Source organism: Prosthecobacter algae, assembly GCF_039542385.1.
Taxonomy (GTDB): domain Bacteria; phylum Verrucomicrobiota; class Verrucomicrobiia; order Verrucomicrobiales; family Verrucomicrobiaceae; genus Prosthecobacter; species Prosthecobacter algae.
In genome coordinates, this window is record NZ_BAABIA010000002.1 from 445,733 (window position 1) to 470,341 (window position 24,609).

A 24,609-nucleotide genomic window follows, 5' to 3' on the forward strand; every position below is an offset into this window, starting at 1 on the left:
CTCCCGCATCCCTTAAGCATAACCACTCAAGCATGACCGAGGACACGCGCTAGCACCTGGCCTAACCGCGATGTTTTGCGTGTGATCAGCCGCACCGTGCGGACCGGACTGGGGTCAAGCCGCAGAAACATCACCCCCTCCACCTTCGGGCGATCAGCGAGGGCCATTTTGGGCATCAGAGTCACGCCGGCCCCATGACGGATGAGAGCGATCAAGGTCTCGATGCTGGTGGCGATGGACTCATGCGGCCCGCCGCCGCCATGCGCGGCGCAGAAGTCCAGGGCCTGATCCCGCAGGCAATGGCCGTCCTTGAGCAGCAGCAGTTTGTCACCACTCATGCGCTCGGGGACCACCCGCCGTTTGGAGGCAGCCAGACTGTGGCCCGCAGGCACGGCCAAAAGCAGTTCATCCTCCATCAGCACAGCCTCTTCGAGAAGGGAGTCCACGGTCGGGGTCGCTGTGATGGCGGCATCCAGGTCTCCCTGGGCCACCCCTTTCTCCAGGGCCTGGGTCACGTCCTCCACCACCCGCACTGACATCTCTGGGCAGGCCAGCTTCACCGCAGAAAGCACCGCGCCCAGCCGGTACGGGGCAATGGTGGGAATCATTCCCAGGGTGATTTCACGGGGCATCTGCCCGGCTTCAAGCGCCACCTCATCCAGCATTTCCTGCCGCGCACGCAGGATGCCCCGCGCGCGGCTGACAAAGACCAAACCTGAGCGCGTGACGACGACGCGACGGTTGGTCCGCTCCACTAGCTGCACCCCGAGATCCGCCTCCAGCTTTTGCAGTTGCAGGCTCAGCGTGCTCTGGCTCACATGGCAGGCCTTTGCGGCCTGGCCAAAATGCCCATGTTCCGCCACAGCGACGAGGTATTCGAGGTCACGAAAGTTCATGGGAATAAGGGATCATGGTAGCCAAAATGGCAGGTGGCCGCCAGCGGCATTCGCGGTGCTCACCCAGACTCCCGACATGAAACGGATGAGGCGCAACCTTGACAGTGGACAAGGAGAGGCTAGGTGACGTCAGCTTTCATCCGGGCAAACTGCCCGAGTGATTCCGGTAATATCCATACCACTACCACGACTGATGTCCCTCGGCTCCCACCTTTTGAGTCCACGTCTGCATGAGCGCCTCCAGGTAGAACGCTGGTATGTGCACCAGTTCATCCGCACCCAGGCCATGCCCCTAATGAAGCCTGGCATGCTGGTTTTGGATGCCGGTTCTGGCCACGAACACGAGCAGTATCTGCGCAAAGAGCTGCTCGCCACCGGGGCCACCCTCCACACCTGCGACTTCAGCCCCGGCCCAGGGGTTGACTTTGCAGCCGACGTTTCGGCCCTTCCCTTTGCCGATGCCACGTATGATCTGGTGCTCTCCACCCAGGTGCTGGAGCATGTGCAGGACCCTAAAAAGGTCGTCTCAGAAATGGCCCGCGTATTGAAGCCGGGAGGTCACCTGTTTCTGACCACGCCTCAGTCTTCCCCACTGCACAATCTGCCGTGGAATTATTTCAATTTCACCAACCTCGGCCTGAGACTGCTCTTTGATGCCGCAGGGCTTAAAATCCTCCGCGAAATGCCGCAGGGGGGGCACTTTGCGCTGCTGGCGTACCAGTTGCACTGGACCGTCAATTTCTTCCGCCAGTCCAGCCTGCCAGGGCTAGTCAAAAAGCTTTCCATGCTTTTCTGCCAGATGTTCTTTGGCTTCTTTGCCAAAGTGGTGCTCCTGTGGCTGGACCGGCTGGATTCAGAACCTCTCAATACCCAGGGCTGGTGCATTCACGGCGTGAAGCCGTCATCCGATGCCTGATTCATGACAGGCGCGTCTGTCCATTCCATGGAATCAGCATCTTCAAACCCGACTTCCCCATTGCGGCGCTGGTGGCGGCTGTCTAGGCTGCGCTTGGTGGATTCGCTCCGGCATTCGCGGCGGCTGCGTTCACTCAATGCCCTGCGCCTGCGACTGAGGGCCACCCTGACCACGCCTGCTGCAGCGGCACGCACCCTCTGCCGCGCGCTGGAATTCAGCGAATCGCCACGGCTGGACCAGCACCTCATCCGGCAACTACAGGCTGCCGATCGCTTCCCTGATTCCGTCTCCTTCTGGCGGCCCATCGTCGCCTCACTGCCGCGTTACCGCAGCCTGGTGGTGAAGCAGCCCCAGCTTTCCCGGTCCATCATTCTCAAGGCCCCTGGCCCCAATGGAGAAAAAGGAGTGCTGCTGATGTATTTCGAATACAACTGGGTGCGGCTGGCCCTGGGCATTTCTGAAGAGGACTTTCGCTGGCTGGATGAGCACTTTGACTTCATTCTCTCCACCAGTTGGTCCCCCACCGACTACGCCGCCCTCCGTCTTTTCCTGGCCCAGACCACTGGGCCTGTGTTTGTGCAGCCCTGCAATTACGCCGAGGCAGCCAAACTGGCCTCCTTCCATCCCCGCCTCGTCGTGCTCGACAGCCTGCCTTGCGACTGGGTGGACCCGCAGTTTTATCCCGTGCAGCCAGGGCAGCAGCGTCCCATCGACATCCTCATGGTGGCCAACTGGGGCGAATTCAAAAGGCACTGGGATTTCTTTCATGCCTTGCGCCATCTCCCGGCATCCTGGCGGGTGGTCCTCGTCGGCCAGGTGGAGGGCAATCGCGACCAGGCATTCATCGCCCGTCTAGCCCAGGACATCGGCGTGCCCCAGAAGCTGGAAATCTGCCAGTCCTTGCCTGCGGAGGAGGTCTCTCTCCTGCAACTGCAAGCCCGGGTGTCCTTGATCTTCAGCCTACGCGAAGGCTGCTGTGTGGCAGCGGTGGAATCTCTCTTCGCCGGCTGCGCCCTGGGCCTGCGGGCAGATGCCCACGTGGGTCCCCTGCATTACATCCACTCCCTCACGGGCAGGCGGCTGCGGCCAGGACATCTGGCGGCGGACATCCAGGAACTGCACCAAGTGGCCCCCACTCTGCAGCCCGCCTCCTGGGCCGCCCAAAACATCTCCTGCCACCAAACCCACGCCAAGGTCAACCAAGCCCTGCGCACGCAGGCCATCCAGCATGGCCGTCCCTGGACCCAGGATCTCCTGCTGCCACACTGGCGGCCGTACCCGCGCCATGCGCATCCGCAAGACGCCGTCGCACTCCGGCCGCTCTACGCAGAATGCCACCAGCGCTTCCCCTCCGTTTTCCCTCCAGATCTCCTCGAAACCTCCAACCGATGACTCCACCACCTCTTCATGGTCATGACTTCGGTCAGCAGGTTGACACCACAACAGGCCGAGCTATCAGACACCCGGAATTCTGGCAGGGCAGCAGGTTCCTCCAGCCTTCGGCCCACCCGCAGCCCCCAGGAAACGCGTCATGAAGCTGACCCCGCTTTCCCTCATCGGCACCCGCTTCAAAGACGAGCTGCGCTACTCAGAATCCATCCGCGAAGCGTGCGGGAAGTTCCTTGCCCTCGCCTCCACTCTGGCCAAGAAGCCTGCCCGTTTGGCCATGCTGGCACGTGCCGTCAGCCTCTGTGACCGGGAAACCGCCTGGCGGCCCATCATGGCACGACTGCATGAGACCGCCCAGGGTGCCGACGCTGAACTCTGGCTGGCTGTCCTTCGCCATAGCTCCCGGCTACCGGCCATCGTCAAACAGAAGCCCTCGCTCACACGCACCGTCATCCTCAAAAGCCCCGGTGAGCAGGGGGAAAAAGGCGTCTTGTTGCATTACTTTGAGTACAACCTGGCTCGAGTTCTCCTGGCACTGCCGGAAGAGGAACTGCGCTGGCTGGCTTCCCATTATGACATCATCCTGGCGGCCAGTTGGACTCCCACGGACTATGCCTTGCTGGGCCTGGCCACCGCCCGCCTGCCGGGTGGTCTCTGGGTCCAGCCTGCTACCCACGGCGAACGCACCCGCCTGCAGGACTTTCATCCGCAAGTACGCTGCCTCCCCGGCCTCGCCTGTGACTGGGTGGAGCCCTCCTTTTACCAGCCCAAACCCTGGGCTGAGCGCAGCGTGGACATCCTCATGGTCGCTAACTGGGGAGATTTCAAAAGACACTGGGAATTTTTGGAGGCCCTCAAAGAGATGCCGAGGGATCTGCGCATCGTTCTTGTCGGCCAAAACGAAGGCAGCAACACCCGGGAAACCATCCAGCAAATGGCCCAGCAACTGAGTGTGCCACAGTCCTTAGAGATCAGAGAATCCCTTCCGATTGAAGAAGTCACCCGGCTGCAATGCGATGCCAAGATCTCCATGGTCATCAGTCGGCGCGAAGGCGGCTGCGTGGCCATGGTCGAGTCTCTTTTTGCGGGAGCCGCCATCGCCATGCGCAAAGGGGCCAGCATCGGCTCGGCCGCCCACATCAATCCGCGCACAGGTGCCTTTTTACGCCCAGGACACATTGCCCAAGATCTGCTGGACCTGCTTGCCCGTGGAGCCTCCCTAGATTCCGCCGCCTGGGCCGTCGAAAATATTTCCTGCCATGTCACCTTGGCCGCCCTCGAAGGCAGCCTCAAATCTCATGCACTCGACCAAGGCAGACCGTGGACAAAAGGACTGACTTCCGTTCACTGGCGCCCGCATCCCATCCTCGCAGATCCTGCCGGACGCCAGTTGCTAAAACCCGCGTACGACGAGCTTCACACACGCTACCCCGCGCTGTTCGGGGCAGACCTGATGACCAAGAGTGCCTCCTGACAAAGGACGTCTGGGCAGCGATGCGTTTCACCGAAAGGTCATCCTACGCCCCAGCCGGATCGCCGGGAGTTCCACGAAACGGTGCAAGACATACGCCAGACTGACCGTCAGAGTCGCTGAGAGGAGGCAAAGCGCGCTTAGTGGCAAGGTCCTGCCACCTTCCAACCATATGCTGCGGAGTGCGATCATCACCGGATAGTGCAGGATGTAGAGGCCATAGGAAAGGTCGTATCGGAGGGCCTTCTGGATGCGTTCAAGAAAGGATTTCACCAAAGGCCAATGAAGTGTGAAGACAATGAAACCCGCACTGCCCAGCGCACAGGTATAATGGTAGTAGCTCGCCTGGTCATGCGAAAAGCTCAGGCGCAAGGACATGGTCCGGTAAAGAGCGATGCTCGCCAGCAGCAGCAGGCACCAGACCCAGGTGTTCATCTTAGACCATATCTTGGCGGGCAGACGGTGCAGCATCACCCCCATGCCAAACTGCCCCAGGAACAAGGCAGTGCCCACGACATGGTCCATCAGCCAGCCAGCCCCCAAAACTAGGCCAGCCAGCACAGCGGCGGCTACGGCCCAGTGAGTGCGCAACAACACCCAGGCCAGGAAGGGAAAAACGATGGCTACCTTGGCCTCCACCATCAGCGTCCAAACTGTCGGCATGGCGAAGAATGACACAATGCCAGGAGCTATCAGCGTCATCTGCAAAAGCCACTGCTTCCATTGCAGCCCCGGCGCATCCACGAATGAGGACGGCATGTCCACCGCGTAGGTGAAGTCCGGTTTGGTCCGAACCCAGATCAACACGCAAAAGGTCACCAGCAAAGCCACCCAATACAGTGGATAGATGCGAAAAAACCTCCGGATCCCAAAGTTCACGTACTGCTTCAGCGATGGCTCACTGCGGCTCAGCGAGATGGCAAGCACATAACCGCTGAGGACGAAAAACAACGTCACCGCCGCCTTGGCATCTAGGAGGCCAAAGGCGGAATATCGAGGACCATCGATATCAAAGACCACATAAAAGTGCTCCCGAAAAACGATTACGGCCGCCGTCATTCTCAGTGCATCCAAGGCCCCAATCCGAAGGGGCTCGCTGCCAGTTTTTTCCGAAACTTTTACAGGATGCATAGATTTTCACGATATCCGTCAGCTCCAGGGATACACGGGCTTTCCCATGCAAAAAGCAATATTAAGAACAAACCAGAGATAAAGGTGAGTTGAAATCTTTTTGTCCGCCTCCGAACGACCTCTTATTCATTGGTAAAACCAATCATTTTTACTCATTTAAACAATTATATCTATCACAAGGCTGTTTCATAATCATTCAGTTTCATCAGGCCCGATCATCTGAAGAGACAAGCCGACTGACTGCCACTTTCCCCCCGGAACCTAAGCCCTTTCATCCTTACCGTGAGCCTCTTGCACTGGAGGCGGGATGAAAGGGTGACTTTCACACCGCTCTCCAACCTCCAGCTCATGAAAAATTTTAAATTCGATTACGGGCAGCCTTTGGCCATCGTCGCTCTTCTTCTTGTGCTCTCCACGGCCTTTGCCTTTTTTGAGGAGCCCATTTCGCCGCCGACAGATGCCCGCAAAATACCAGGGACAGACCTTACCCGCTCACCCTTGGCCCCTGGCCGCCAAGAAAAAGCGAAAGACCTAAAACTTCGTCTAAATGCTGGTGATACTCCAGATGCCGCCAATAAGCAGAGGGAAAGCCCGCTCATTCTGGCCGAGGACAAATAATCGGCAGCAGGTGCCCGCTCTTGCAATGGGAGGTTGTGCGTCAGCCCGACCCTTTTAAGCTGCCGCAAGGCATGACCGTTTCGCTTTTCCCCACGCAGCTACCCACTGCGCTCCTCCTCTGTCTCCCTGGGCTTGCCCTGCTGCTGGCGGCCTGCTCTGCCGTGCCTGAAAAAGCAGACACCAGCCGCCGCCCGATCGTGCAGCGGCGGGAGGTGCTGGCCATCGCCCGGGCTTACAGCCAGCACCGATGGAAGGCCGCCAAACCTAACATCAAGCATGGCAAAGACTCCCAAGGCATCCAGGTGGACACACCGGACGCGGACTACCGCCCCGCAGATGGCACCCGTCCCGGCTGGTGGATGGCCGGTGCCTGGAATGTGGGTGTCCCCTATCAGTGGGGCGGTTTTGATTCTCTGGAAGCGTTTGATTCCAAAATTCGCCGGGGCTTTGCTGCGGGCGATATTTATACCCCGGCCAAACGCGCAGGTCTGGATGCCGCCGTGAGCCGTGAAGCAACTGGCATCGACTGTTCCGGTCTCATTTCGCGCTGCTGGCGGCTGCACCGCTCCTACTCCACCCGGGAACTTCCTACTCTCTGTGACAAGCTGGGAGGCTATGAGGATCTGCGCCCTGGGGACATCCTCAACACCCACAATGCCCACGTGCTGCTCTTCGCCGGCTGGGCCAATCCCGCGCGCACTCGCGTCTCCGTCTATGAGGCAGGCTGCCACCCCACCTGGAAGGTTTTTCGCAGGCAGATACGTCTCGAATACCTGAAGCAAAAAAACTATCTTCCGTACCGATACCGGAACATTCGTGACTGATCCGATGAATCCGGCGACCGTCCCGAGACGAACCTCTAGCAGATGAAACTCACCATGCGCTTTTTGACCGCACTCTTCACCGGCCTGTTTGGCAGTTCCTGCCAAGCAGAAAGCCCGCAGGTCAGCCAGCCCGCCCCCCAGATCTCCGGCATCAATCAGGATGGGGTGACCGTGAACTTTGCTGATGTGTACAAAAAAGGTCCCACCGTGGTTTTCTTTTACCCCAAGGCCAACACTCCCGGCTGCACCGCCCAGGCCTGCTCCCTGCGGGATGCCTTTGCCGACCTGACCCAGGCAGGCGTGCAGGTGCTAGGGGTCTCCCTCGACAACGTCGAGACCCAGAAGAAATTCAAGACCCAGAGAAAGCTGCCTTACGACCTGATCGCCGACACCGATGGCAAGGTGCTGGAGGCATTCAAAGTCGGCAAGGTCTTCGGTGGCATGCTTTCCATGGCCCAGCGGCAATGCTTTCTGATCAAAGACGGCAAGATAGTCTGGCATGATGACAGCGCCTCTACCTCCGGGCAGGCTGCCGATATTCAAAAGGCACTGGCGGCGCTGAAGTGAGTCTGGGCGTGAATTCGCGTTGATCTTTTGGCCCCAGCCATAAGAATCAGCCCGTCTTCCATTGCCTCCTTTCGCCGCCCTCTTGCATGAAAATTTGTCTCACCCTGGCCCTGTTCGTTTTTTCTGCTCTATGGGCAAACGCACAGCTCGCCCCCATGCAGTTGCCGAAGAAAATCACCTGGGTGGAGGAAACCTCCGCACGCAATGCCCGAGGAGAAGTAACTCGCACCTGCAATGTCTTCTCCATCGAAGGGGAGAACTGGCGCTGTGAATTCGCAAATCAGCAGGCAGAGATTGCCATCACCGTCTGCAGCCAGGGCAAGGTCACCTCATCCCAGACCCCAGCTCCTTCCCCCTCCGAGGGCCCTGCCACTGATCTCACCAGCATCTACTCAGCCCTGAGCAGCAAGGCCAAATTCGAGGTCGTGGACATCATCGGCGGTGTGGGCTACTCACGTTTCCGCGAAACCGGAAGCTCCGGCTACACGCGTCTCATTTGGATGGACCGCACCATCGGCTTCCCACGCCGCATCAGCACCACCCTGCCCGATGGCAGCGTGCGGGAACAATCCATGAGGGTTCTCAACGTGGATACCAGCCTCGAAAGAAGGCTATTCAATGCCAGTAACCTGTATCCCTTTTTTGGCCATTACCTGGACGAATGGCACGCCCGCCTGACGAAGTGATTCATCGCTGGGGTTGGCTCACTCAAAACCTGCAAAAAACCCCGGCACTGCTATGGCAATGCCGGGGTTTTAAGGTTTCAACACCCGTTCAAAACGGGCGTTGAGTAGCGATTAAGCTTTCCAACCGTCGCGGTAGGCGGGCCGGGAGACGAACTTATTCGGAGCTTCGGCGTTGCTGACCTTCATGCCTTGCTTGTCCCACTGCACGCTCTGCTGAGCACGCACGGCCAGGTTGCCGAGAAGCACGAACTCGGTCAGCGGGCAGCTATAGTCGAAGTTGGAGCTTGGCAGGCCGCCGTTAACGATGTGGTGAGCCCACTCGCCCTGCGGGTTGTTCGGCATCACGCTGCGGGTTTCGGTTTTCTTGATTTTGCCGGCCTTCATGTCGAGACGCACCTGGGTGTAACGCTCTTCATTGTAAATGACGGGGCTGCCGCAATAGGCTTCGCCTTCAAAGACGGTGCCTTCGGTGCCGATGAACATCATGCCGCTGCTGGCTTTTTCGAAAGCCTTCTTGGCCAGCTCGCTGGTCATGTGCGGGGAGATTTCAGGCTTGTTCGGCTTGCCGTCCTTGGAGCCGTCATTCCAGGAGACCTTGAGGGCTCCATGCTTGCCAGCAGGCATGTGATAGACGAGGTCTGACCACACTGGGGCGCAGGTATCGGAGATCGGGCTGCTGGTGGCGTCGATGCGCTCAGGGATGAGCTGGCCCAGGATGCTGAAGGTGGCGTCCATGATGTGGCAGCCCATGTCGCCAAGAGCACCGGAGCCGAACTGCCACCAGCCACGCCAGTTGAAGGGGTGGAGGCTGTTGCCGCGCTTGCCGCTCATGCCTTCAGGAATTTCGAACTCAAAGTAAGGCTCCTTGGCTTCGCTGGAGAGCCAGAGGTCCCAGTCAAGGTTGGAAGGGCACTCAGCGGCCTTCTTGACCAGGGGGCCCTGGGGCCAGATGGGGCGGTTGGTCCACAGGCGAATTTCTTTCAAGGTGCCGATAGCGCCCTGCTCGATCCACTCCTTGGCCAGACGCTGGCCTTCCATGGTGCGGCCCTGGTTGCCCATCTGGGTGGTGATTTTCGCGGTCTTCGCTGCTTGGTGCAGCTCACGCACTTCGCCGATGTAATTGCAAAGGGGCTTCTGAACGCAGACGTGCTTGTTATGCTTGATGGCATGCATCGCTGCCACGTAATGCGTGTGGTCAGGGGTGGAGATGATGACGCCATCGATCTCGTTGGCCATCTCGTCGAACATCTTGCGGAAGTCCTGATACAGCTTCGGTGCCGCCGGGGCTGCCTGGCCGGACTTCACGTGGTGGTCTTCGCGCTTCTTGGCCGCTTCGTTGAGGCGGTTCATGTCCACGTCCACCAGGGCCACGATGTTGTGGTCCAGGGTCACGCCCTGGGTGTCGGACTGGCCTTTGCCATTGGCACCGATGACGGCGAGGTTCAGCTTCTTGCTGGCGGCGTTTTGGCCACGGAGGAGGAGGTTTGGACCTGCGAAGGCACCAGCGGCGAGGCCTGCCGTGCGGCCCAGAAAATGACGGCGTGAGATGATATTAAGACCCATGGGGTTTTATGCTATGTGGTTGAGTTGGGGGAATCGAGATAAACGGCTGTTTTTTCCCGAAATTACGCCCAAATGCTAGCAACCATGGGGTTTCCCGTCCAGCAGGCAATGTCGCACCGCTATTTACAAAGGGCTGCATTTCCGCTAAATTCCCCCTCCCCATGAAGAAAATGCGCCTTGCCCCCCTGGCCGCCTTTGGTCTCGCACTCCTTTTCGCCCCCTTCGCCTCAGCGCAGGTGGACGATGCTGCCGAGCAATTTTTCAGGGGCTACGTGATGAAAAAGGACGCTGAAAAGATGGAGACCGACGGCAATTTTGCCGGTGCCCTCCAGGTCTATCAGCAGATGGGGCAGATTTTTGATACCGTGGCCCAGAGCCATCCTGACTGGCAACCCAACCTCCTGGCCAACCGCCGCAGCCTCACCCAGCAGGCCATCACCCGGATGCAAGGCCGCCTTTCCCAGCCAGCCGCCGCCCCGGCCCCCGCAACAGCGGCGGCCCCCGCACCTGCCGCAGCCCCGACGATGCCCGTTTTCACCGGCAGCACCGAGGCCCCCGGCCCAGGCACGCTCGCAGGCCCCGCGGGCACCATGCCCAGCCTCAGCGATGTGCTTTCCCAATGGGAACAAAATTACCGCCAGCGCATGCTGCAACTGGAGACCCAGAACAACCAGATGCAGATGGACCTGACCAAGTGGCAGCAGTGGTACCAGTGGGCCTCCGGCGAAATCACTACCGCCCGCGAGGACAAGGACACCCTGGCCGGAAAATCTGCCGCCATGGAAAAGGCCATCGAAACGATGAAGCAAGAAGTTGCCGCCGGGCGCGCCGCCAATGGCCAGCTCGATGCCCTGGTCAAAGAAAAGCTCAATCTCGAAATCGAATATCGCAAGGCCTCACAACGCCTCACGGGTGCTGAGCAAGCCTCCAAGGAAGCCTCGCAAAAGCTCGCCGATGCCTCCCTGCGCATCTCCACCTTGGAAAAAGAGCGCAATGATCTCCTGGTGGAACGCGACGCCGCTGTAAAACAGCGCAACGAAGCTGTGGCTTCCCGCGACACCGCCGTGCAGGAACGCGACAAACTGAGCGCCCAAAACCTGGGTATGCAGACGGAAATTGAGTCTCTCAAAAAACGCGCTCCAGCCAAGGATGAGGTGAAGCTCATCGTCGCTGAAAATGACCGCCTGAAAAAGGAACTGGAAACCGCTCAAAAGCAGGTGGCCTCCCTCCAGGGCGACGTCACCCGCAAGGATCAGGAAATCACCCAGTTGCGCGGCCAGATCACCACCCTGCAAACGGAGATGACCGCCCTTCGTCAGCAGAGCGCCACCTTTCAAAACCAAGTGGCAGACTTGACCCTGCAGCTCAAAAACCTGCAGGATGGCAAGCCCGCCGCCATGACGCCGGAACTGGCCCAGGAGAACGAACTGCTGCGCGAAATCGTCATGCGCCAGCTCCGCAGCCAATACCGCCAGCAGCAGGCCAAGGACCTCGTTTTGGCCGAGCTGCAAAAGATGCAGGGAGTCTCCTCCAAGCTGCTGGAACAGGTGGAAGAGCTGCGCGGCAGCCGCATGACCCTGACCCCGGATGAAGAAAAACTCTTCTCCGATCCCTCCGTCCGCGAAATGCTGGGCGGGGACAGCATCCAGGGCACCCTCATCGCCCAGGCCCCGAAACCTGCTGGCAGCACCCCAGCCGAGAAACCGCTGGACTCGCTTCTGGACAAAGCCAACGAAGCCTTCAGCGCCCAGAAATTCGCCGAGGCCGCCGCCCTTTACGAAGACGCCCTGCGCGTGGACCCCAAAAACACCACCGCCCTCGTCGGCCTGGGCTACTCCCGCCAGCGTGAAAACAAGCTGAGCGAAGCTGAGGCTGCCCTGAAAAAGTGCCTGAACATTGACCCCAGCCATGAACTGGCCGCCTTCCACCTGGGCGTGACGCACTTCAAACAGCAGCGTTGGAACGATGCCACGGCCGCCTTTGAAAAGAGCCTGACCAAGAACTCCAAAAATGCCCGCGCCCGCCACTACCTGGGCATCATTTCCACCAAATTGAACCTCCTGGATCGTGCCGAGCGCGAATTCAAAACCGCCCTCGCCATTGACCCAAACTATGGCGAAGCCCACTTCAATCTGGCGGTGCTTTACGCTACATGGGACCCACCGCAGTGGGACAAGGCCAAGACCGAATATGGAGAGGCTTTGAAGAAAGGCGTGGCACCTGATGAAGCGCTGGAAAAACTGCTGAAAGGCACCGGCAAATCCGTCTCAGCACGCTGATGTCCCAAAGAATGGCCTGACTTGTTATTCGAGGAATTTCGCGGCATGGTCGCACATGACTCAAACATGTGCGGTCACTGGCAAATCCTTTTCGCCTAACAAGCTGAGACCTCTCACGGCCTTACCACCTCAAATTGCCGACATTATCCGGGCGGCTCACCCTGAGTTGAAGCCCGAATCCCTGATCAGCACGGAGGTGCTCAATGAGGCCCGATTGGACTATGTGCGCCAGTTGTTGCAAAGCCAGTTAGGCGATCTCACCCACCTGGATGAGGAGGTGCTTCAAAGCCTGCATCGTCAGGAGCTGCTCAGTGAGCACCCAGACAGTGAAGAAGAGGGAGAAAGCCAGCTCACCGTGGGCCAAAAGCTTTCAGACAAGCTGGCTGAATTTGGCGGTAGCTGGACGTTCATCCTGGCCTTCGGAGGTTTCATGGCCATCTGGATTCTGCTGAATGTCGTCCTTCTGGCCAACCGTGGCTATGATCCTTACCCCTTCATCCTGCTGAACCTCATTCTCTCCTGCTTAGCCTCCCTGCAAGCACCCGTGATCATGATGAGCCAGAACCGCCAGGAAAGCCGTGACCGGAAGCGGGCTGAAAACGATTACAAGATCAATCTCAAGGCCGAGCTGGAGATCCGTCACTTGCATGACAAAATGGACTACATGCTGCATCAGCAGGCAACACGCCTCATGGAGGTGCAGCAAATCCAGATCGAACTCCTGCGAGAGATGGCCGGTGGACGTCAGGGCCCAACCAAATCTTGAGTCCGTGGCAAAGTTGTGATTTCGGCACCCCATGGACCTGCGTAGTCTTCTCCTGTGTCTGCCCCCCTCATCTCCGCTGCCCTGGTCTCCTGGTTTCGCCAAAACGGGCGCGACTATCCGTGGCGGCAGACGAGGGATGCCTATGCCATTTTGGTCTCGGAAATCATGCTGCAGCAGACGCAGATCAGCACCGTGCTGGATCGCGGTTATTATGCGCGCTGGCTGGCCCTTTTCCCTGATTTTGCCACTCTGGCGGCGGCTTCTGAAAGTGAGATTTTGAAGGCCTGGGAAGGCCTGGGCTATTACCGCCGCGCACGTAATTTACAGAAACTGGCCCAGGTAGTGGTGACTGAGCACGGTGGCGTTTTTCCGACCGATCCAGCCGCGATCCGTGCGCTCCCCGGCATCGGCCCCTACACCGCAGGGGCCATCTCCAGCTTTGCCTATGGCCTGGCAGAACCCATCGTGGATGGCAATGTGGCCCGAGTCCTGTCACGTCTGGACAATGATGCGACCCCCATTGACTCCACCACCGGCAGCAAGCGTCTCTGGGAGCGTGCCACCGAGCTGGTTCAAGCCACCGAAGATCCTCGCTCTCTGAATTCCGCCCTCATGGAGCTGGGCCAGACAATCTGCAAACCTACACAGCCCCTGTGCCCGCAGTGCCCAGTGAAAAAACATTGCCGCGCCACCGATCCGACCTCCCTCCCCGTCAAATCGAACAAAACCCAGATGACGGAAGTCACGGAGCGCGTCGTTTTCATCCAGACCGCTGAAGGAGTGTTGCTGGAGCAAGAGACAGGTGCCCGGCGCACCGGCCTATGGAAGCTCCCTGCCCTGCCAGAAAACCTCGCCGCGTCCCCTCCGCCGGTGCTCCTGAAGATGAACTATGGCATCACACGCTACAAGGTGACGCTGTGGGTCCATGAGTTCCCTGCCACCGCACCCCAGGTCTGGCCAGATAACCATCGGCTGATTCCGCACCGAGACCTCGCCACCCTGGCCATGCCCAGCCCCTACCGAAAGGCGCTCGACAAGCTGCTGGCGCATTCGGCTTTCACCCTGATGGCCTGAGACAGGCACCTTGCACCTTGAAGACGGCCCTTCCTCCTGCTACGTCTTCCGCTTATGTCTAAAGGTCAGGGCAAAACTGCCACGCATTTCTTTCATCTCGGCTCCGAGGCCGAACCCTTCGTCTTTGCCAATGGCGATACCCTGCCAGGCATCACGGTGGCCTACGAAATGTATGGCAAGCTGAACGCCAAAAAGTCCAACGCCATCCTGCTTTTCCACGCGCTCTCAGGCAGCCAGCACGCGGCAGGCCACACGGAGGAAGTAGAGGGTACCGATGAGCGCTGGACCAACGATATCAAAGCCGGCTGGTGGGACCTTTTCATTGGCCCAGGCAAGGCGCTGGATACCAAACGCTATTGCGTCATCTGCGCCAATTACCTCGGCGGCTGCTACGGCAGCAGCGGCCCGGCATCCATCAATCCCGCCACGGGCAAACCTTACGGCAGTACCTTCCCGCCAGTGCTCACCACCGATGTCGTACGCAGCCAGATCGCCCTGCTGGATCATCTGGGCATCGAGCAACTTCACGCCGTCATCGGCACCAGCATCGGCGGTCTTCTGGCCTTGAACCTGGCCACCCTTTACCCAGAGCGCGTCCGCATCGTCATGCCCGTTGCCACCGGACTGAAGACCACCGTCCTCACCCGCCTGACTTTGTTTGAGCAGGTCATGGCCATCGAAAACGACCCTCACTTTCACGGCGGGGATTATTACGACGGCCCTCCCCCAGCCTACGGCCTCGCCCTGGCGCGGATGATCTCGCACAAGACCTTCGTGCACCTGGATGCCATCGAAAAGCGGGCCAAGGATACCGTCAGCCAGCCCGATGGCCAGCTTTCGTGGTACAAGGTGGGGCACAACGTCGAAAGCTACATGCTCCACCAGGGCAAAAAATTCGTCAGCCGCTTCGATGCCAACAGCTACCTGCGCATCATCAACATGTGGCTGCGCTTTGACCCGCTGCGCGATGCCGGGGTGGACAACTACGAGCAGCTCTTTGCCCGCAGCACCGCTGCAGGCCACCACTACCTCGTCTTCAGCATTGATTCAGACTTCTGTTTCTACCCTGAAGAGCAGGCGGAAATGGTCAGCGCCCTGGAAAAGGCCAGGACCTCCTCCATGCACATCACTGTGCACTCAGCCAAAGGCCACGACTCCTTCCTCCTGGAACCCGAGCTCTACACCCCCCACCTCGTTTACACCCTCGAAGGCCGCGCCCATCGCGACTCCGTGGATGGTCAAGTGGCGGAGGTGGAATGAGGGTGACCCTTGTTTATGCCTGTCGCATTCATAACCTCGGATGCTGCATATGACAGGCTAAACAGGCCGTTCAATCCACCCGTCATCAACAGTCCCGAAGATGAGGCCGCCTTCATCTCTGAATGGGATGGTGTTCGCGAACGATTGATGCAAACACTCGATGCTCTAGGCGAATGGAATGCTTACGGCGAAGGTGATTATTACATTGGAGATCAAGTAATGCTATCTCGTGGAATTGGCCTCGAACTGACCTCCGACGTGATGCTGGACAAAAAGCTCATTCCGCTCATCCAGAGCAGTCTTCATAGCTGCACCAGCCCCTACGAGGTTTATTGCTCCTTTTCCCATGATCAGCATCTCTGGAATTTTTTCATTACCAAGGATCAAATTATGACCGACTGCACTCCTGAATTGCTCAAGCAATTTTTGTGACCCTTGCCAAGGCAGGTGATAGCTAGCTACATCCCCATCGGCTGGTCTTCCCCGATCACCTTGACCTCCATCTCCAACTGCACGCCGCGCTCGCGCTGGGCGATCTCCTGGATCTCGGCGACGAGGTCGAGGACTTCACGGGCGGTGGCACCGCCGCTGTTGACGATGAAGTTGCCATGAATGTCGGAAACGATGGCGGCACCCACGCTTCGGCCTTTGAGGCCCAATTCGTCAATGAGCTTGCCAGCCCCGCAGACTTCCGGGTTCTTGAAGGCACAGCCAGCGCTGGCCCCCACGGGCTGGCTGGTGCGGCGCTTCTGATGAGAGGCGGCGAGTTTCACATCAATCTCGGCCTGTGGAGCGGGGCTGCCTTTCAGCACGGCGGAGACAATGTAGCGCTCTTCAAATTCCGGCACGTTTCGGTAGTGGTGGACGATCTCGGCCAGGGGCTTTTCTTTGATCTGGCCATCGGTGTCGATGAATCGCACGCTGACGATTTGGTCGAACGTTTCCGTGCCCATGGCACCGGCGTTCATGCGAATGGCTCCGCCCAGATTTCCAGGCACGCCCTCCATCCACTCAAACCCGCCCAGCCCAGCATTGCGGGCCGCACTGGCGATCTTTTTCAACCGCGCGCCGACTCCGACAATGAGGGTCTCTCCTTCCACACGCACGTCTTCGAAGTCGCCTTTCGCCGGATGGATCACCGCACCGCGGATGCCTCCATCTTTGACCAGCAGATTGGACCCACGGCCGATGACGCGAATAGGCACGGACTGGGAGCGCAGGTAACGGACGATCTCGGCAAAACCCTCCACGGTGCGTGGCTCCACCCAATACTGGGCTGGGCCGCCGATGAGGAAGGTGGTGTGGCGGTTCATCGGCTCATACAGCCGGGCTGCACCGCCGCCGTGATCTTCCAGAAGTGCCCACAGTTGCTCCAAAACGGGCAGGTCCTTGGCGATGCAGCGCCCCACTTCATGCACGTTCCCGGCACCGAGCGTGATGAGTAGATCGCCTGGTCGTAGGGCATTGCCCACTTTATCGCGAGACAGGAGCAGGGTCGGCGTGGACTGGGCCTTGGTGGCCGACTGGGCTTTCACCTCTTCCACGATCGTCTCACCACTGACGCCGGGCAGCGGCTTTTCACTGGCAGCATAAACGTCGGTAACAAAAAGTTCGTCCACGTCACCAAAGCTCGCGCCAAACTCCTTTTTCAGCAGTTGCGTGCGGCTGTAACGGTGTGGCTGGAAGAGGCAGACGATGCGCTTTGGCTGCAGCCCCTTCGCCGTGGCCAGCGTGGCGGCGATCTCGCTGGGGTGGTGGCCGTAGTCATCCACTACGGTGAAGCGCTCGCCACTGTGGCGGATCTCAAAGCGGCGTTTGGCCCCGCGAAAGCTTTTCAGCGCATGCTGGATGTTTTCAAACGGCACGCCCAGCCGGGTGGCCAAAGCGATGGCGGCGAGAGCATTCGAGACATTGTGCTTGCCGGGGATTCCCAGGGTCGCGATGCCTAACAAGGTATTCTTTTGATACACCTCGAAGTCCGAATGGTCCGGCTTCATGGCCAGAATGTTGGCGGAGAAATCAAAGTCGCGAGACCAGCCGTAGCTCACCCCCTGAGGGCCAGCACAGACTTCCCGCGCCACGGGATCTTCCGCGCAGTGCACCCAGTGACCTGGGGTCTGGGAGAGCAGGCGGCGGAACACGTCTTTGATGGCCTCGATGCCGTCGTAAAAGTCCAGGTGCTCGGCCTCGATGTTCAGGATGATGGAATGCTCTGGGTGGAAGTTCACCAGCGTGCCGTCACTCTCATCGCCTTCAGCCACGAAGAGTTCGCCCTCGGGGTCCCAGTGGGCATTGGCCCCCAGGATGGGGATTTCCGCACCTACATAGTGGCTGGGCTTTAGGCCGCCCTGGCGCAAAACGTGGGCCGTGAGGGCGGAGGTGGTGGTCTTTCCATGGGTGCCACCCACGACCACGCCCTTCTTATTGGCCATCACGGCAGCCAGGGCCTCAGCCCGGCGCACCAGGGGGATGCCCTGCTTGTAGGCGGCCTCATAGGCCACGTTCCCGGGCTTGATGGCGCTGGAGTAGATGACCATGTCGCACTCCTCCACTTCCTTTTCGGAGTGAGGGGAGAAAAAAGTAAGCCCCAGCTTCACCAGCCGATCCGTCTCCAGCGTGGTGACTTTGTCCGATCCATTCACCTTATGCCCTAGTGCCAGCAGCAGGGAGGCCAGCCCACTCATACCCGACCCGGCCACGCCGATGAGGTCAATGCGCATGGGGTGACGGCTTTCTTTGAGGAGGCTAAGGACGGCGTGAGACATGAGAAGCGCCAATGGTAAACGGGAGCCGTGCGCGGGCAAGCGTGAGCACGCACTGTTGCAGCCTCATTGGCGGGTGCGCTCAGTCCCAGTCTCCGTCCTCAATCAACACTTGCCGGAGTGCCAATCGGCGTGCGCTATTCATTTGCAGGAGCCAAACAGTCGTCCTCCCCGTCGTGGTGATTCCGAGAATTCTCGGTCCATTCATGCAGAAATGATCTTCCCAACGATGATTTCGAGGATGAAACAGCTCCTCAACTTTTCCTGTGTCAGGATCTCGCGAGGTTAAATTAGGCCCTTTGTAGGCATTGCATTTGGCACAAGACAACGCCAGGTTTTCCATAGCACTCTCTCCGCGATGTTGCAGGGCGATAATGTGCTCAACATGAAAAAGCTGAGCCACCTCATGCTCTTGTTTGAGACGACAATACTCGCAACGACCGGCTGCTCGTTGCCAGACAAGCTGACGAATTCCTGGCTCCATCACAGTTTGCCGGCTTGACGTAGAACTCGTCTTGCATGTGCCTGCATCAGGGAGATCATCGCCACAGTATCCGCATAGGATTCATACTGGCGCTGTTCTTCGTCCGTGAGCTGTCCCTCGCGCGATTTGTGCGCCATCACCTCGGCACGATCCTGCATTGCAGGTGAGGATTTTAGGCTCAGGATCGCCTTGGCGGCCTCTGCGTCCATCATGCCGACAAACGGATCCAACAGGTCTTCTGGAGGTACGACACTCGTTGTCATGGAGGGAGTTTAACCGGAAGCTCACTGCAAAGCAAGTTGGCTTTCAGGTGAGCCCTTTCACCTGCACCCAAGTCGCACCCCAGCCGCCGGATCTTTCCCCGGCGGGCCAGGTCCAGCCTTCGACGATCTCCATTCGATCCAAGGCGGCATGCACGCCGATGCGCAGCGTGCCGGTGCCCTTGCCATGAATGACACGCACATTCCGGATGCCGATCTTTTGGCATTCGCCCAGGTAGTCCACCAGCAGATCCCCCACCTCATTGGGCCGGAAGGTGTGCAGATCCAGCTCGTCGGTGATGGGGATGCGGATAGGTTCGTCGTCTTCCATGGCGCAAAGGGCATTAAACCAGCGAAAGCCCATTCTGCCACAGCACATAGACCCCGGTGGCAAAAACCAGGAGAGCAAAACCCTTTTGCAGGTTTTTGACGGGCAGGCGACTGGCAAAAAAGCTGCCCAGGAGGACCCCCACGACAGCCATCCCGGCAAACAGCAGCGCCAAGGGCCAATGCGCCGTAGCCTCTCCCACGTGACTGAAAAAACCTGCGGCTGAATTGAAGGCGATCACCGCCAGGGATGTCCCCGTCGCGATCCGCTGAGGCAAGCGGGCAAATTTGATCAAGGCAGGCACCAGCAGAAATCCCCCGCCGACTCCGATGAACCCGGTGAGCAGCCCCACACCCGTCCCGGCCAACAGACAGCGCATGGGTCGGCATTCTGCTGGCAGGGAGAGCCCTTCGGGCCGGCCTAACCACATATGCAGCGCCACCGTCAGCATGAGCAGCGAAAAAAGAGTCATCAAAACCGGCGCAGGGACCCAAGGCGTAAGCCGTGCGCCGACAGTGGCCCCGGCCATGCCGGAAAGGGCAAACAGCAGGGAAGCGCGTGCATGGAATTCTCCCGCCCGCGCCCGCTGCACGGCGCCCAGCAACGCTGCGATGCCCACCACAAAAAGGCTGACGCCCACAGCCTCCTTCGCCGGCAGGCCTGCCACATACACCAGCACGGGCAGCGTGATGATGCTGCCTCCAGCCCCCGTCAGCCCCAGCGACAGGCCGATGAACAAAGCCCCCGAGATGGCAAGCGCATTCATGGCTGGCGACGCTCCGGTTTCAGCAGGCGGGAAAAAAGACGGTGATAGGCATGCACGGCCTGCACAGGCTGGCCTGCGCGATGAACGGGGTGGCCTGCATTGGCCCAGGCAAAGATGCCTCCTTCCAAATTCTGCACTTGATGAATGCCCGCCTGATGCAGCCGCCGTGCTAGCTCACAGGCACGATACCCGGCCGAGCAATAAACCACGTATGGGGCGGATGCAGCCAGCTCACGCAGGGTCTCATCCGTCACTGTTTTCACAGGCAGGGAAAGGGCCCCCGGTAAGTGGCTGACGGCGTATTCTTCAGTCGAACGAGCATCAAGAAGCACCGGGCGCGAGCCAGCTTCGCCTGCCACCAAGCGTTCAAGTTCTGCCACCGAAAGCTGCGCCACGTCAGGAAAACGATCTCTCACCACGGAGATGGCCCAGGCCGTGCCGTGCCGATGGTCCATGAACCACCAGAGCAGCAGTGCGGCAGCGCCCATGCCGCCAAGGGCATAGAGGGCAGGATGGGTCCAAATACGCATGAGTGGCTTTCGTTACTCAAACTTGATGTAGGCGTAGCCTTGGAGTTGCAGATCCACTAGCCGGGGAAAGGCACCCACCACCAGTTTCACTCCAGGCATCAGTTCTCCAGGCGTCACGCCTTTTTGCTGCATGGTGTTCTCACAGAGTTCAATCTGCACGCCACGTTTAACCAATTCTGCCAAAATTTCCCCATTGGGATTTTCAGCTTTGTCCGCCTTCAGGCGGGTCCGCGCGCTGGCATTCACCACGGCATTGATGCCGGTGCCATGATAGACCAGATGCAGGTGAACCTGATCCGCAGCGATGCCCTGCCCTTCATACGTGTTGATGAGTTTGCGGGCATAGAACAGTCCCTTGTTCACGCCCTCATGGGTCAGGTCATCGGTAACCTGATAGACAATGCGCAGATTTTCCCGCACTTGCAGCGGAATGACGGGTACATCCGCTGCATGCGCAGGTGGCATGGCCAGCAGGGAAAGCATGCAGATCAGCATGAAATTAAGCATTTTCATCGTTTGTTAGGCGGAGGTTGTTTTTAACTCGCTAGAGATTTTAGCAAAGGCGCCATCCACCAGCACGACCTCACGCCCCTGCCCGGCCAGAAAGGCCACGGCAAGGCTGGCACGCAGGCCGCTGCCACAGTGGACATAGATCCGGCGGTTACTGGGCACTTCAGAGAGCCGTGCAGCTAGCCGTGTGTAGGCGATGTTCCTCGCTCCCTGGACATGGCGCTCAGCAAATTCATCGGCCCCGCGCACGTCCAGCACGAGAGCTTCGGGGTGGGCCTTCAGGGCTTCCTGCAATTGATCTGGGGTGATGTAGGGCTGCGTGGTCATCAGCCCATCACTGATCTCCTGCGTCTCCGCCACGGTCATCCAGGCGGTGACTTGATCCAGCCCGATGCGGATGAGCTGCCGCACGGCTTCTTCCACCTCCGCCGGGGTCTGGACAATGAGGAGGAGCGGGGAGTGTTCCTCGACATACGATCCTGCGGCGATGGGCAGCTTCCCGCCAGCCAGTGGAGCCAGCAACGCACCCTTGATGTGCCGTTGCAGGAAGGGGGTACGATCCGCACGCAGATCCAGCACGACCCCACGCGATTCCGCCAAATAGGTGGGAACTTCCATGGCAGTGAGGTGCCGAGGCTGGGGCAACTGGCCGTCAGGCAGCAGCGCGGGCCCCATGCGGTTGTCCCGCTTCATGCGGGCGAAGTACAGCGGTGGCTCCGGTTGTCCAGTGAGGATGTCTTTCACAAACTCATCCTCACTTTGGGTGAGGGCCTCCTTAAAGGCGGGATTAAAGCGCCGCTCATACCCCAAGACGCTGCTGGGGACTGCACCCAGGGCCTTGCCGCAGGCACTCCCAGCGCCGTGCGCAGGCAGGATTTGTAGATGCTCGGGCAGCCGCTGGGTGCTCCGCAGGCTGGCGTAAAGGGTGCGGGCGCTGGACTCCATGACACCCGCCTGTCCGGCCGCTGTTTCCAGCAGGTCTGGCCGCCCCACATCACCCACGAAGATGAAGTCACCACTCAGCAGCCCCATGGGCTCCGTAGCCCCACTGCCGTGGTCCGTGACGAGGTAACTGAGGTGCTCAGGCGTATGGCCGGCGGAAAATACCACCGTGAGTTCGATGTTACCCACATGGAAAGAATCTCCGTCTCGCAGGAAGCGGGCGTTGGGATTTCCTTGGGCCCATTCAAACTGCCAATCCGGTCCGCCCTCCGCAGAGAGGTAGGCTTTGGCCCCATGACGCTCCACCAGCTCGTGGGCACCACTGAGGTAGTCGGCATGGATATGGGTCTCCGCCACAGCGGTGATGCGCAGGCCATTTTCAGCGGCCAGCTTGAGGTAGCGGTCCACATCTCGCTCTGGGTCCACAATCACAGCTTCACCTGTGCGTTGGCAGCCAATGAGGTAGGCATTTTGAGCCAGGGATGAATCGGTGATTTGGCGAAGGAACATGAGCGTGAAAGAGGTGAAGGATTAACTGGCCGAACAATTCTTGGGCGAGCAGCAGGCCTGGCCTTCGATGCGGTTCCAAGGCATCTTGGACAGCAGGATGGCCAGCCCGCACCAGCCTGTGCTGCCTGCGAAGACCAGCCCCGCACCGAAGAAGGCGCTGAGAAATATCCAGTAAGGATGCACCGTGAGGGACAGCACCGCGCCCGTGAGAACCCCCAGGCCGATGGTGAGCTGTACCTGCTGCATGAGGGGGAAGACTTTTTTCGCAGCACTGGCCACGGGCAGCCCGGCAGCCTTCCAGGCCTGGATCCCGCCTTCCAAATTTTGCACCTGGGTAAAGCCTAAAGATTGCAGCTTCGCGAGGGCCTGTTCTCCACGTTTCCCACTGCGGCAGTGGATGACGATAGGTTGGTCTCGGCTCAATTCGGAAGCGCGTTTTTCCAGCTCTCCCAGGGGAATGAGCTGGGCCTGGGAGATGTGCTCTTCCGCATGCTCGACGGGTTCGCGGACATCGACGAGCTGGCAGCGGCCAGCCTGAAGCTGAGTGTTGAGTTGGGTGGGGGTGATGGTGGTTTGCATTGCGAGGATCGGTTGCAGAGTTAAACTGTCTTGTTGTTGATGAAACTATATCGCTATATAGCGATGTATCAAACATTATTCTTTCATGCCTAAAAGGAAAAAATCTGAGCCCGCCAAAACTCCCATGTCTGACAAGGCCCTGGAATTGGTGGCGATGCGCTTTCGAGCGCTGTCAGAGCCGACACGGCTGCGGCTGCTGAATCTGCTGATGCAGGGGGAACACACCGTGGGCCAACTGGTGGAGGCCGCAGGCCTGGGGCAGGCCAATGTGTCCAAGCACCTGGCCCTGCTAAGAGACGCCGGAATGATCGGCATGCGTAAAGAGGGATTGTCCACGTACTGTTACATCGCAGATCCCATGGTGAATGAGCTTTGTGAAATGATGTGCCGCCGCCTGCGGGAGGAGATGGAGGCCCAGGCACGTGCGCTGGCCTTTGACCCCAAAATCTGAGCCTCATGGATCTCAAGACCCAGCTCATCGCCCAAGCTCATGAACTGGGCTTTGCCGACTGCCGAATCGCCCATGCCAGACCAGCGGCGCACCGGGAGATCTATGAGCAATGGGTGGCTGAGGGGAAATATGGCGACATGGCCTGGATGGCGCGGAACATGGACCGCCGCACAGACCCAACCGTGGTGCAGCCGGGGGCCAAGACGGTGATCGTGCTGGCCATGAATTATTATCAAGGGCCTGCGCCAGCCACCGCCGCTGGCGGCTACCGCATCGCCCGTTATGCCTGGAATGAGGATTACCATGACCTCATCGTGGCCAAGCTCAAGGCGCTGGATGCCTTTCTCATCCAGCATGGCGGCACGCAGAGATACTATGTGGATACCGGCCCGGTGCTGGAGCGGGATTTTGCCAGCGAGGCTGGGCTAGGCTGGGGCGGGAAAAGCACCATGCAGATCCACCGCCAACTCGGCACGTGGTTTTTCCTAGCCGAACTCATCAGCACCCTGGACCTGGCCGTGGATACCCCCGCCCGTGACCTGTGTGGCAAATGCACCCGCTGCATGGTGGCCTGCCCCACCCAGGCCATCACCGCCCCACGCCGCATGGATGCACGCCGCTGTGTGAGCTACCTCACCATTGAGAGCAAAGGCCCCATTCCTCTGGAATTTCGCCGGGCCATGGGTGACCGGATTTATGGCTGTGACGACTGCCTCAGCGCCTGCCCTTGGAACAAGTTTGCCCAGCTTTCCCAGGAAGCGACCTTTCAGGCCCGAGAGACCATGTTTAACCAAAAGTTGCGCGATTTCCTCACCCTCACAGATGAATCTTTTCGCGCCCTGTTTGCCAAATCTCCCATCAAGCGTATCAAACGCCCGGCCTTTCTCCGCAATGTCTGCGTGGCTCTCGGCAATGTGGGCACGCAAGAGGATGTGCCCGCCCTGGAGACAGCCGCGCAGGATGATCACCCACTGATCGCCGAGCACGCCGAGTGGGCCCTTCAGGAAATCCAGACACGCGGCAACAAAGTATAGGTTCAGGTCAGCT

Annotated in this window: 26 protein-coding genes; 14 read left to right on the forward strand and 12 right to left on the reverse strand. The window is 59.3% G+C overall.

Going from position 1 to position 24,609, the window contains the following annotated elements; all coding sequences use genetic code 11:
• Nucleotides 1–26: 26 nt before the first annotated feature.
• Nucleotides 27–896, reverse strand: coding sequence for a LysR substrate-binding domain-containing protein (locus tag ABEB25_RS05180; protein ID WP_345735317.1), 870 nt, complete (start codon nucleotides 894–896; stop codon nucleotides 27–29).
• Between the two features lie 193 nt (nucleotides 897–1,089).
• Between ABEB25_RS05180 and ABEB25_RS05185 the strand changes: the two genes are divergently transcribed.
• The 3 genes from ABEB25_RS05185 to ABEB25_RS05195 all read left to right on the forward strand — a co-directional run bounded on the left by ABEB25_RS05185 (nucleotide 1,090) and on the right by ABEB25_RS05195 (nucleotide 4,675).
• Complete coding sequence (locus ABEB25_RS05185) at nucleotides 1,090–1,812, forward strand: class I SAM-dependent methyltransferase (RefSeq protein WP_345735318.1); 723 nt, start codon at nucleotides 1,090–1,092, stop codon at nucleotides 1,810–1,812.
• Between the two features lie 27 nt (nucleotides 1,813–1,839).
• The gene (locus ABEB25_RS05190; RefSeq protein WP_345735319.1) at nucleotides 1,840–3,204 is read left to right on the forward strand and encodes a glycosyltransferase; all 1,365 of its coding nucleotides are present in this window, start codon (nucleotides 1,840–1,842) and stop codon (nucleotides 3,202–3,204) included.
• 139 nt (nucleotides 3,205–3,343) lie between these two features.
• A complete protein-coding gene (locus ABEB25_RS05195; protein WP_345735320.1) occupies nucleotides 3,344–4,675 on the forward strand; it encodes a glycosyltransferase in 1,332 nt (443 codons plus the stop codon).
• A 27-nt stretch (nucleotides 4,676–4,702) separates the two neighbouring features.
• Here the strand turns inward: ABEB25_RS05195 and ABEB25_RS05200 are convergent, their stop codons facing one another.
• Nucleotides 4,703–5,803 carry an acyltransferase family protein gene (locus tag ABEB25_RS05200; RefSeq protein WP_345735321.1) on the reverse strand — a complete coding sequence of 367 codons (1,101 nt, stop codon included), beginning with the start codon at nucleotides 5,801–5,803 and terminating at the stop codon, nucleotides 4,703–4,705.
• A 348-nt stretch (nucleotides 5,804–6,151) separates the two neighbouring features.
• Between ABEB25_RS05200 and ABEB25_RS05205 the strand changes: the two genes are divergently transcribed.
• From ABEB25_RS05205 to ABEB25_RS05220, 4 genes are all read left to right on the forward strand, one after another.
• The gene (locus ABEB25_RS05205; protein ID WP_345735322.1) at nucleotides 6,152–6,421 is read left to right on the forward strand and encodes a hypothetical protein; all 270 of its coding nucleotides are present in this window, start codon (nucleotides 6,152–6,154) and stop codon (nucleotides 6,419–6,421) included.
• A 71-nt stretch (nucleotides 6,422–6,492) separates the two neighbouring features.
• Nucleotides 6,493–7,245 (forward strand): hypothetical protein, encoded by a 753-nt coding sequence (locus tag ABEB25_RS05210; RefSeq protein WP_345735323.1) that lies wholly within the window; start codon nucleotides 6,493–6,495, stop codon nucleotides 7,243–7,245.
• Nucleotides 7,246–7,287: 42 nt separating this feature from the next.
• On the forward strand, nucleotides 7,288–7,812 hold the full coding sequence (locus ABEB25_RS05215) for a peroxiredoxin (RefSeq protein WP_345735324.1): 525 nt from the start codon (nucleotides 7,288–7,290) through the stop codon (nucleotides 7,810–7,812).
• Between the two features lie 86 nt (nucleotides 7,813–7,898).
• Nucleotides 7,899–8,498 carry a hypothetical protein gene (locus ABEB25_RS05220; protein ID WP_345735325.1) on the forward strand — a complete coding sequence of 200 codons (600 nt, stop codon included), beginning with the start codon at nucleotides 7,899–7,901 and terminating at the stop codon, nucleotides 8,496–8,498.
• Between the two features lie 111 nt (nucleotides 8,499–8,609).
• Here the strand turns inward: ABEB25_RS05220 and ABEB25_RS05225 are convergent, their stop codons facing one another.
• Nucleotides 8,610–10,061: a Gfo/Idh/MocA family protein gene (locus tag ABEB25_RS05225; RefSeq protein WP_345735326.1), complete on the reverse strand. Its 1,452-nt coding sequence runs from the start codon at nucleotides 10,059–10,061 to the stop codon at nucleotides 8,610–8,612.
• 170 nt (nucleotides 10,062–10,231) lie between these two features.
• On the opposite strand from ABEB25_RS05225, the gene ABEB25_RS05230 reads away from it, so the two are divergent.
• Genes ABEB25_RS05230 through ABEB25_RS05250 form a run of 5 tightly spaced genes read left to right on the forward strand, consistent with a single transcriptional unit; the run spans nucleotide 10,232 to nucleotide 15,872 of the window.
• On the forward strand, nucleotides 10,232–12,340 hold the full coding sequence (locus tag ABEB25_RS05230) for a tetratricopeptide repeat protein (protein ID WP_345735327.1): 2,109 nt from the start codon (nucleotides 10,232–10,234) through the stop codon (nucleotides 12,338–12,340).
• Nucleotides 12,341–12,395: 55 nt separating this feature from the next.
• Nucleotides 12,396–13,106 (forward strand): DUF1003 domain-containing protein, encoded by a 711-nt coding sequence (locus ABEB25_RS05235; RefSeq protein ID WP_345735328.1) that lies wholly within the window; start codon nucleotides 12,396–12,398, stop codon nucleotides 13,104–13,106.
• 54 nt (nucleotides 13,107–13,160) lie between these two features.
• Nucleotides 13,161–14,180, forward strand: coding sequence for an A/G-specific adenine glycosylase (locus tag ABEB25_RS05240; RefSeq protein ID WP_345735329.1), 1,020 nt, complete (start codon nucleotides 13,161–13,163; stop codon nucleotides 14,178–14,180).
• Nucleotides 14,181–14,234: 54 nt separating this feature from the next.
• Nucleotides 14,235–15,440 (forward strand): homoserine O-acetyltransferase MetX, encoded by a 1,206-nt coding sequence (gene metX, locus ABEB25_RS05245; protein ID WP_345735330.1) that lies wholly within the window; start codon nucleotides 14,235–14,237, stop codon nucleotides 15,438–15,440.
• A gap of 15 nt (nucleotides 15,441–15,455) precedes the next feature.
• The gene (locus ABEB25_RS05250; RefSeq protein WP_345735331.1) at nucleotides 15,456–15,872 is read left to right on the forward strand and encodes a hypothetical protein; all 417 of its coding nucleotides are present in this window, start codon (nucleotides 15,456–15,458) and stop codon (nucleotides 15,870–15,872) included.
• 26 nt (nucleotides 15,873–15,898) lie between these two features.
• Here ABEB25_RS05250 and murC read toward each other — a convergent pair whose 3' ends face one another.
• The 9 genes from murC to ABEB25_RS05295 form a co-directional block, all read right to left on the reverse strand.
• A complete protein-coding gene (gene murC, locus ABEB25_RS05255; protein WP_345735332.1) occupies nucleotides 15,899–18,205 on the reverse strand; it encodes a UDP-N-acetylmuramate--L-alanine ligase in 2,307 nt (768 codons plus the stop codon).
• A gap of 79 nt (nucleotides 18,206–18,284) precedes the next feature.
• Nucleotides 18,285–18,686, reverse strand: a complete 402-nt coding sequence (locus ABEB25_RS05260) for an HNH endonuclease (protein WP_345735333.1) — start codon at nucleotides 18,684–18,686, stop codon at nucleotides 18,285–18,287.
• The gene (locus tag ABEB25_RS05265) at nucleotides 18,686–18,949 is read right to left on the reverse strand and encodes a hypothetical protein (protein ID WP_345735334.1); all 264 of its coding nucleotides are present in this window, start codon (nucleotides 18,947–18,949) and stop codon (nucleotides 18,686–18,688) included. The genes ABEB25_RS05260 and ABEB25_RS05265 overlap by 1 nt, the downstream gene beginning before the upstream one ends.
• Nucleotides 18,950–18,992: 43 nt before the next feature.
• Nucleotides 18,993–19,277 (reverse strand): Smr/MutS family protein, encoded by a 285-nt coding sequence (locus tag ABEB25_RS05270; RefSeq protein ID WP_345735335.1) that lies wholly within the window; start codon nucleotides 19,275–19,277, stop codon nucleotides 18,993–18,995.
• A gap of 13 nt (nucleotides 19,278–19,290) precedes the next feature.
• The gene (locus ABEB25_RS05275) at nucleotides 19,291–20,040 is read right to left on the reverse strand and encodes a sulfite exporter TauE/SafE family protein (RefSeq protein ID WP_345735336.1); all 750 of its coding nucleotides are present in this window, start codon (nucleotides 20,038–20,040) and stop codon (nucleotides 19,291–19,293) included.
• Nucleotides 20,037–20,570 (reverse strand): rhodanese-like domain-containing protein, encoded by a 534-nt coding sequence (locus ABEB25_RS05280; RefSeq protein ID WP_345735337.1) that lies wholly within the window; start codon nucleotides 20,568–20,570, stop codon nucleotides 20,037–20,039. Before ABEB25_RS05280 ends, ABEB25_RS05275 begins: the two co-directional genes overlap by 4 nt.
• Before the next feature lie 12 nt (nucleotides 20,571–20,582).
• Nucleotides 20,583–21,083, reverse strand: a complete 501-nt coding sequence (locus ABEB25_RS05285) for a DsrE family protein (RefSeq protein WP_345735338.1) — start codon at nucleotides 21,081–21,083, stop codon at nucleotides 20,583–20,585.
• Between the two features lie 6 nt (nucleotides 21,084–21,089).
• Nucleotides 21,090–22,532: an MBL fold metallo-hydrolase gene (locus ABEB25_RS05290; RefSeq protein ID WP_345735339.1), complete on the reverse strand. Its 1,443-nt coding sequence runs from the start codon at nucleotides 22,530–22,532 to the stop codon at nucleotides 21,090–21,092.
• Nucleotides 22,533–22,553: 21 nt separating this feature from the next.
• On the reverse strand, nucleotides 22,554–23,111 hold the full coding sequence (locus ABEB25_RS05295; protein WP_345735340.1) for a rhodanese-like domain-containing protein: 558 nt from the start codon (nucleotides 23,109–23,111) through the stop codon (nucleotides 22,554–22,556).
• Between the two features lie 124 nt (nucleotides 23,112–23,235).
• Between ABEB25_RS05295 and ABEB25_RS05300 the strand changes: the two genes are divergently transcribed.
• Together ABEB25_RS05300 and queG are read left to right on the forward strand one after the other, a co-directional pair.
• Nucleotides 23,236–23,562, forward strand: a complete 327-nt coding sequence (locus ABEB25_RS05300; RefSeq protein ID WP_345735341.1) for an ArsR/SmtB family transcription factor — start codon at nucleotides 23,236–23,238, stop codon at nucleotides 23,560–23,562.
• 5 nt (nucleotides 23,563–23,567) lie between these two features.
• Nucleotides 23,568–24,596 (forward strand): tRNA epoxyqueuosine(34) reductase QueG, encoded by a 1,029-nt coding sequence (queG, locus tag ABEB25_RS05305; protein WP_345735342.1) that lies wholly within the window; start codon nucleotides 23,568–23,570, stop codon nucleotides 24,594–24,596.
• Nucleotides 24,597–24,609: the final 13 nt, after the last annotated feature.

Bases quoted from the DNA above. Each gene is read 5' to 3' on its own strand.
- murC (WP_345735332.1), bottom strand. From the start codon at position 18,205: ATGTCTCACGCCGTCCTTAGCCTCCTCAAAGAAAGCCGTCACCCCATG.
- ABEB25_RS05275 (WP_345735336.1), bottom strand. From the start codon at position 20,040: ATGAATGCGCTTGCCATCTCGGGGGCTTTGTTCATCGGCCTGTCGCTG.
- ABEB25_RS05200 (WP_345735321.1), bottom strand. From the start codon at position 5,803: ATGCATCCTGTAAAAGTTTCGGAAAAAACTGGCAGCGAGCCCCTTCGG.
- queG (WP_345735342.1), top strand. From the start codon at position 23,568: ATGGATCTCAAGACCCAGCTCATCGCCCAAGCTCATGAACTGGGCTTT.
- ABEB25_RS05265 (WP_345735334.1), bottom strand. From the start codon at position 18,949: ATGACAACGAGTGTCGTACCTCCAGAAGACCTGTTGGATCCGTTTGTC.
- ABEB25_RS05220 (WP_345735325.1), top strand. From the start codon at position 7,899: ATGAAAATTTGTCTCACCCTGGCCCTGTTCGTTTTTTCTGCTCTATGG.
- ABEB25_RS05230 (WP_345735327.1), top strand. From the start codon at position 10,232: ATGCGCCTTGCCCCCCTGGCCGCCTTTGGTCTCGCACTCCTTTTCGCC.
- ABEB25_RS05300 (WP_345735341.1), top strand. From the start codon at position 23,236: ATGTCTGACAAGGCCCTGGAATTGGTGGCGATGCGCTTTCGAGCGCTG.
- metX (WP_345735330.1), top strand. From the start codon at position 14,235: ATGTCTAAAGGTCAGGGCAAAACTGCCACGCATTTCTTTCATCTCGGC.
- ABEB25_RS05295 (WP_345735340.1), bottom strand. From the start codon at position 23,111: ATGCAAACCACCATCACCCCCACCCAACTCAACACTCAGCTTCAGGCT.
- ABEB25_RS05190 (WP_345735319.1), top strand. From the start codon at position 1,840: ATGGAATCAGCATCTTCAAACCCGACTTCCCCATTGCGGCGCTGGTGG.
- ABEB25_RS05180 (WP_345735317.1), bottom strand. From the start codon at position 896: ATGAACTTTCGTGACCTCGAATACCTCGTCGCTGTGGCGGAACATGGG.
- ABEB25_RS05215 (WP_345735324.1), top strand. From the start codon at position 7,288: ATGAAACTCACCATGCGCTTTTTGACCGCACTCTTCACCGGCCTGTTT.
- ABEB25_RS05260 (WP_345735333.1), bottom strand. From the start codon at position 18,686: ATGGAGCCAGGAATTCGTCAGCTTGTCTGGCAACGAGCAGCCGGTCGT.
- ABEB25_RS05270 (WP_345735335.1), bottom strand. From the start codon at position 19,277: ATGGAAGACGACGAACCTATCCGCATCCCCATCACCGACGAGCTGGAT.
- ABEB25_RS05205 (WP_345735322.1), top strand. From the start codon at position 6,152: ATGAAAAATTTTAAATTCGATTACGGGCAGCCTTTGGCCATCGTCGCT.
- ABEB25_RS05225 (WP_345735326.1), bottom strand. From the start codon at position 10,061: ATGGGTCTTAATATCATCTCACGCCGTCATTTTCTGGGCCGCACGGCA.
- ABEB25_RS05280 (WP_345735337.1), bottom strand. From the start codon at position 20,570: ATGCGTATTTGGACCCATCCTGCCCTCTATGCCCTTGGCGGCATGGGC.
- ABEB25_RS05290 (WP_345735339.1), bottom strand. From the start codon at position 22,532: ATGTTCCTTCGCCAAATCACCGATTCATCCCTGGCTCAAAATGCCTAC.
- ABEB25_RS05195 (WP_345735320.1), top strand. From the start codon at position 3,344: ATGAAGCTGACCCCGCTTTCCCTCATCGGCACCCGCTTCAAAGACGAG.
- ABEB25_RS05235 (WP_345735328.1), top strand. From the start codon at position 12,396: ATGACTCAAACATGTGCGGTCACTGGCAAATCCTTTTCGCCTAACAAG.
- ABEB25_RS05185 (WP_345735318.1), top strand. From the start codon at position 1,090: ATGTCCCTCGGCTCCCACCTTTTGAGTCCACGTCTGCATGAGCGCCTC.
- ABEB25_RS05210 (WP_345735323.1), top strand. From the start codon at position 6,493: ATGACCGTTTCGCTTTTCCCCACGCAGCTACCCACTGCGCTCCTCCTC.
- ABEB25_RS05250 (WP_345735331.1), top strand. From the start codon at position 15,456: ATGCCTGTCGCATTCATAACCTCGGATGCTGCATATGACAGGCTAAAC.
- ABEB25_RS05285 (WP_345735338.1), bottom strand. From the start codon at position 21,083: ATGAAAATGCTTAATTTCATGCTGATCTGCATGCTTTCCCTGCTGGCC.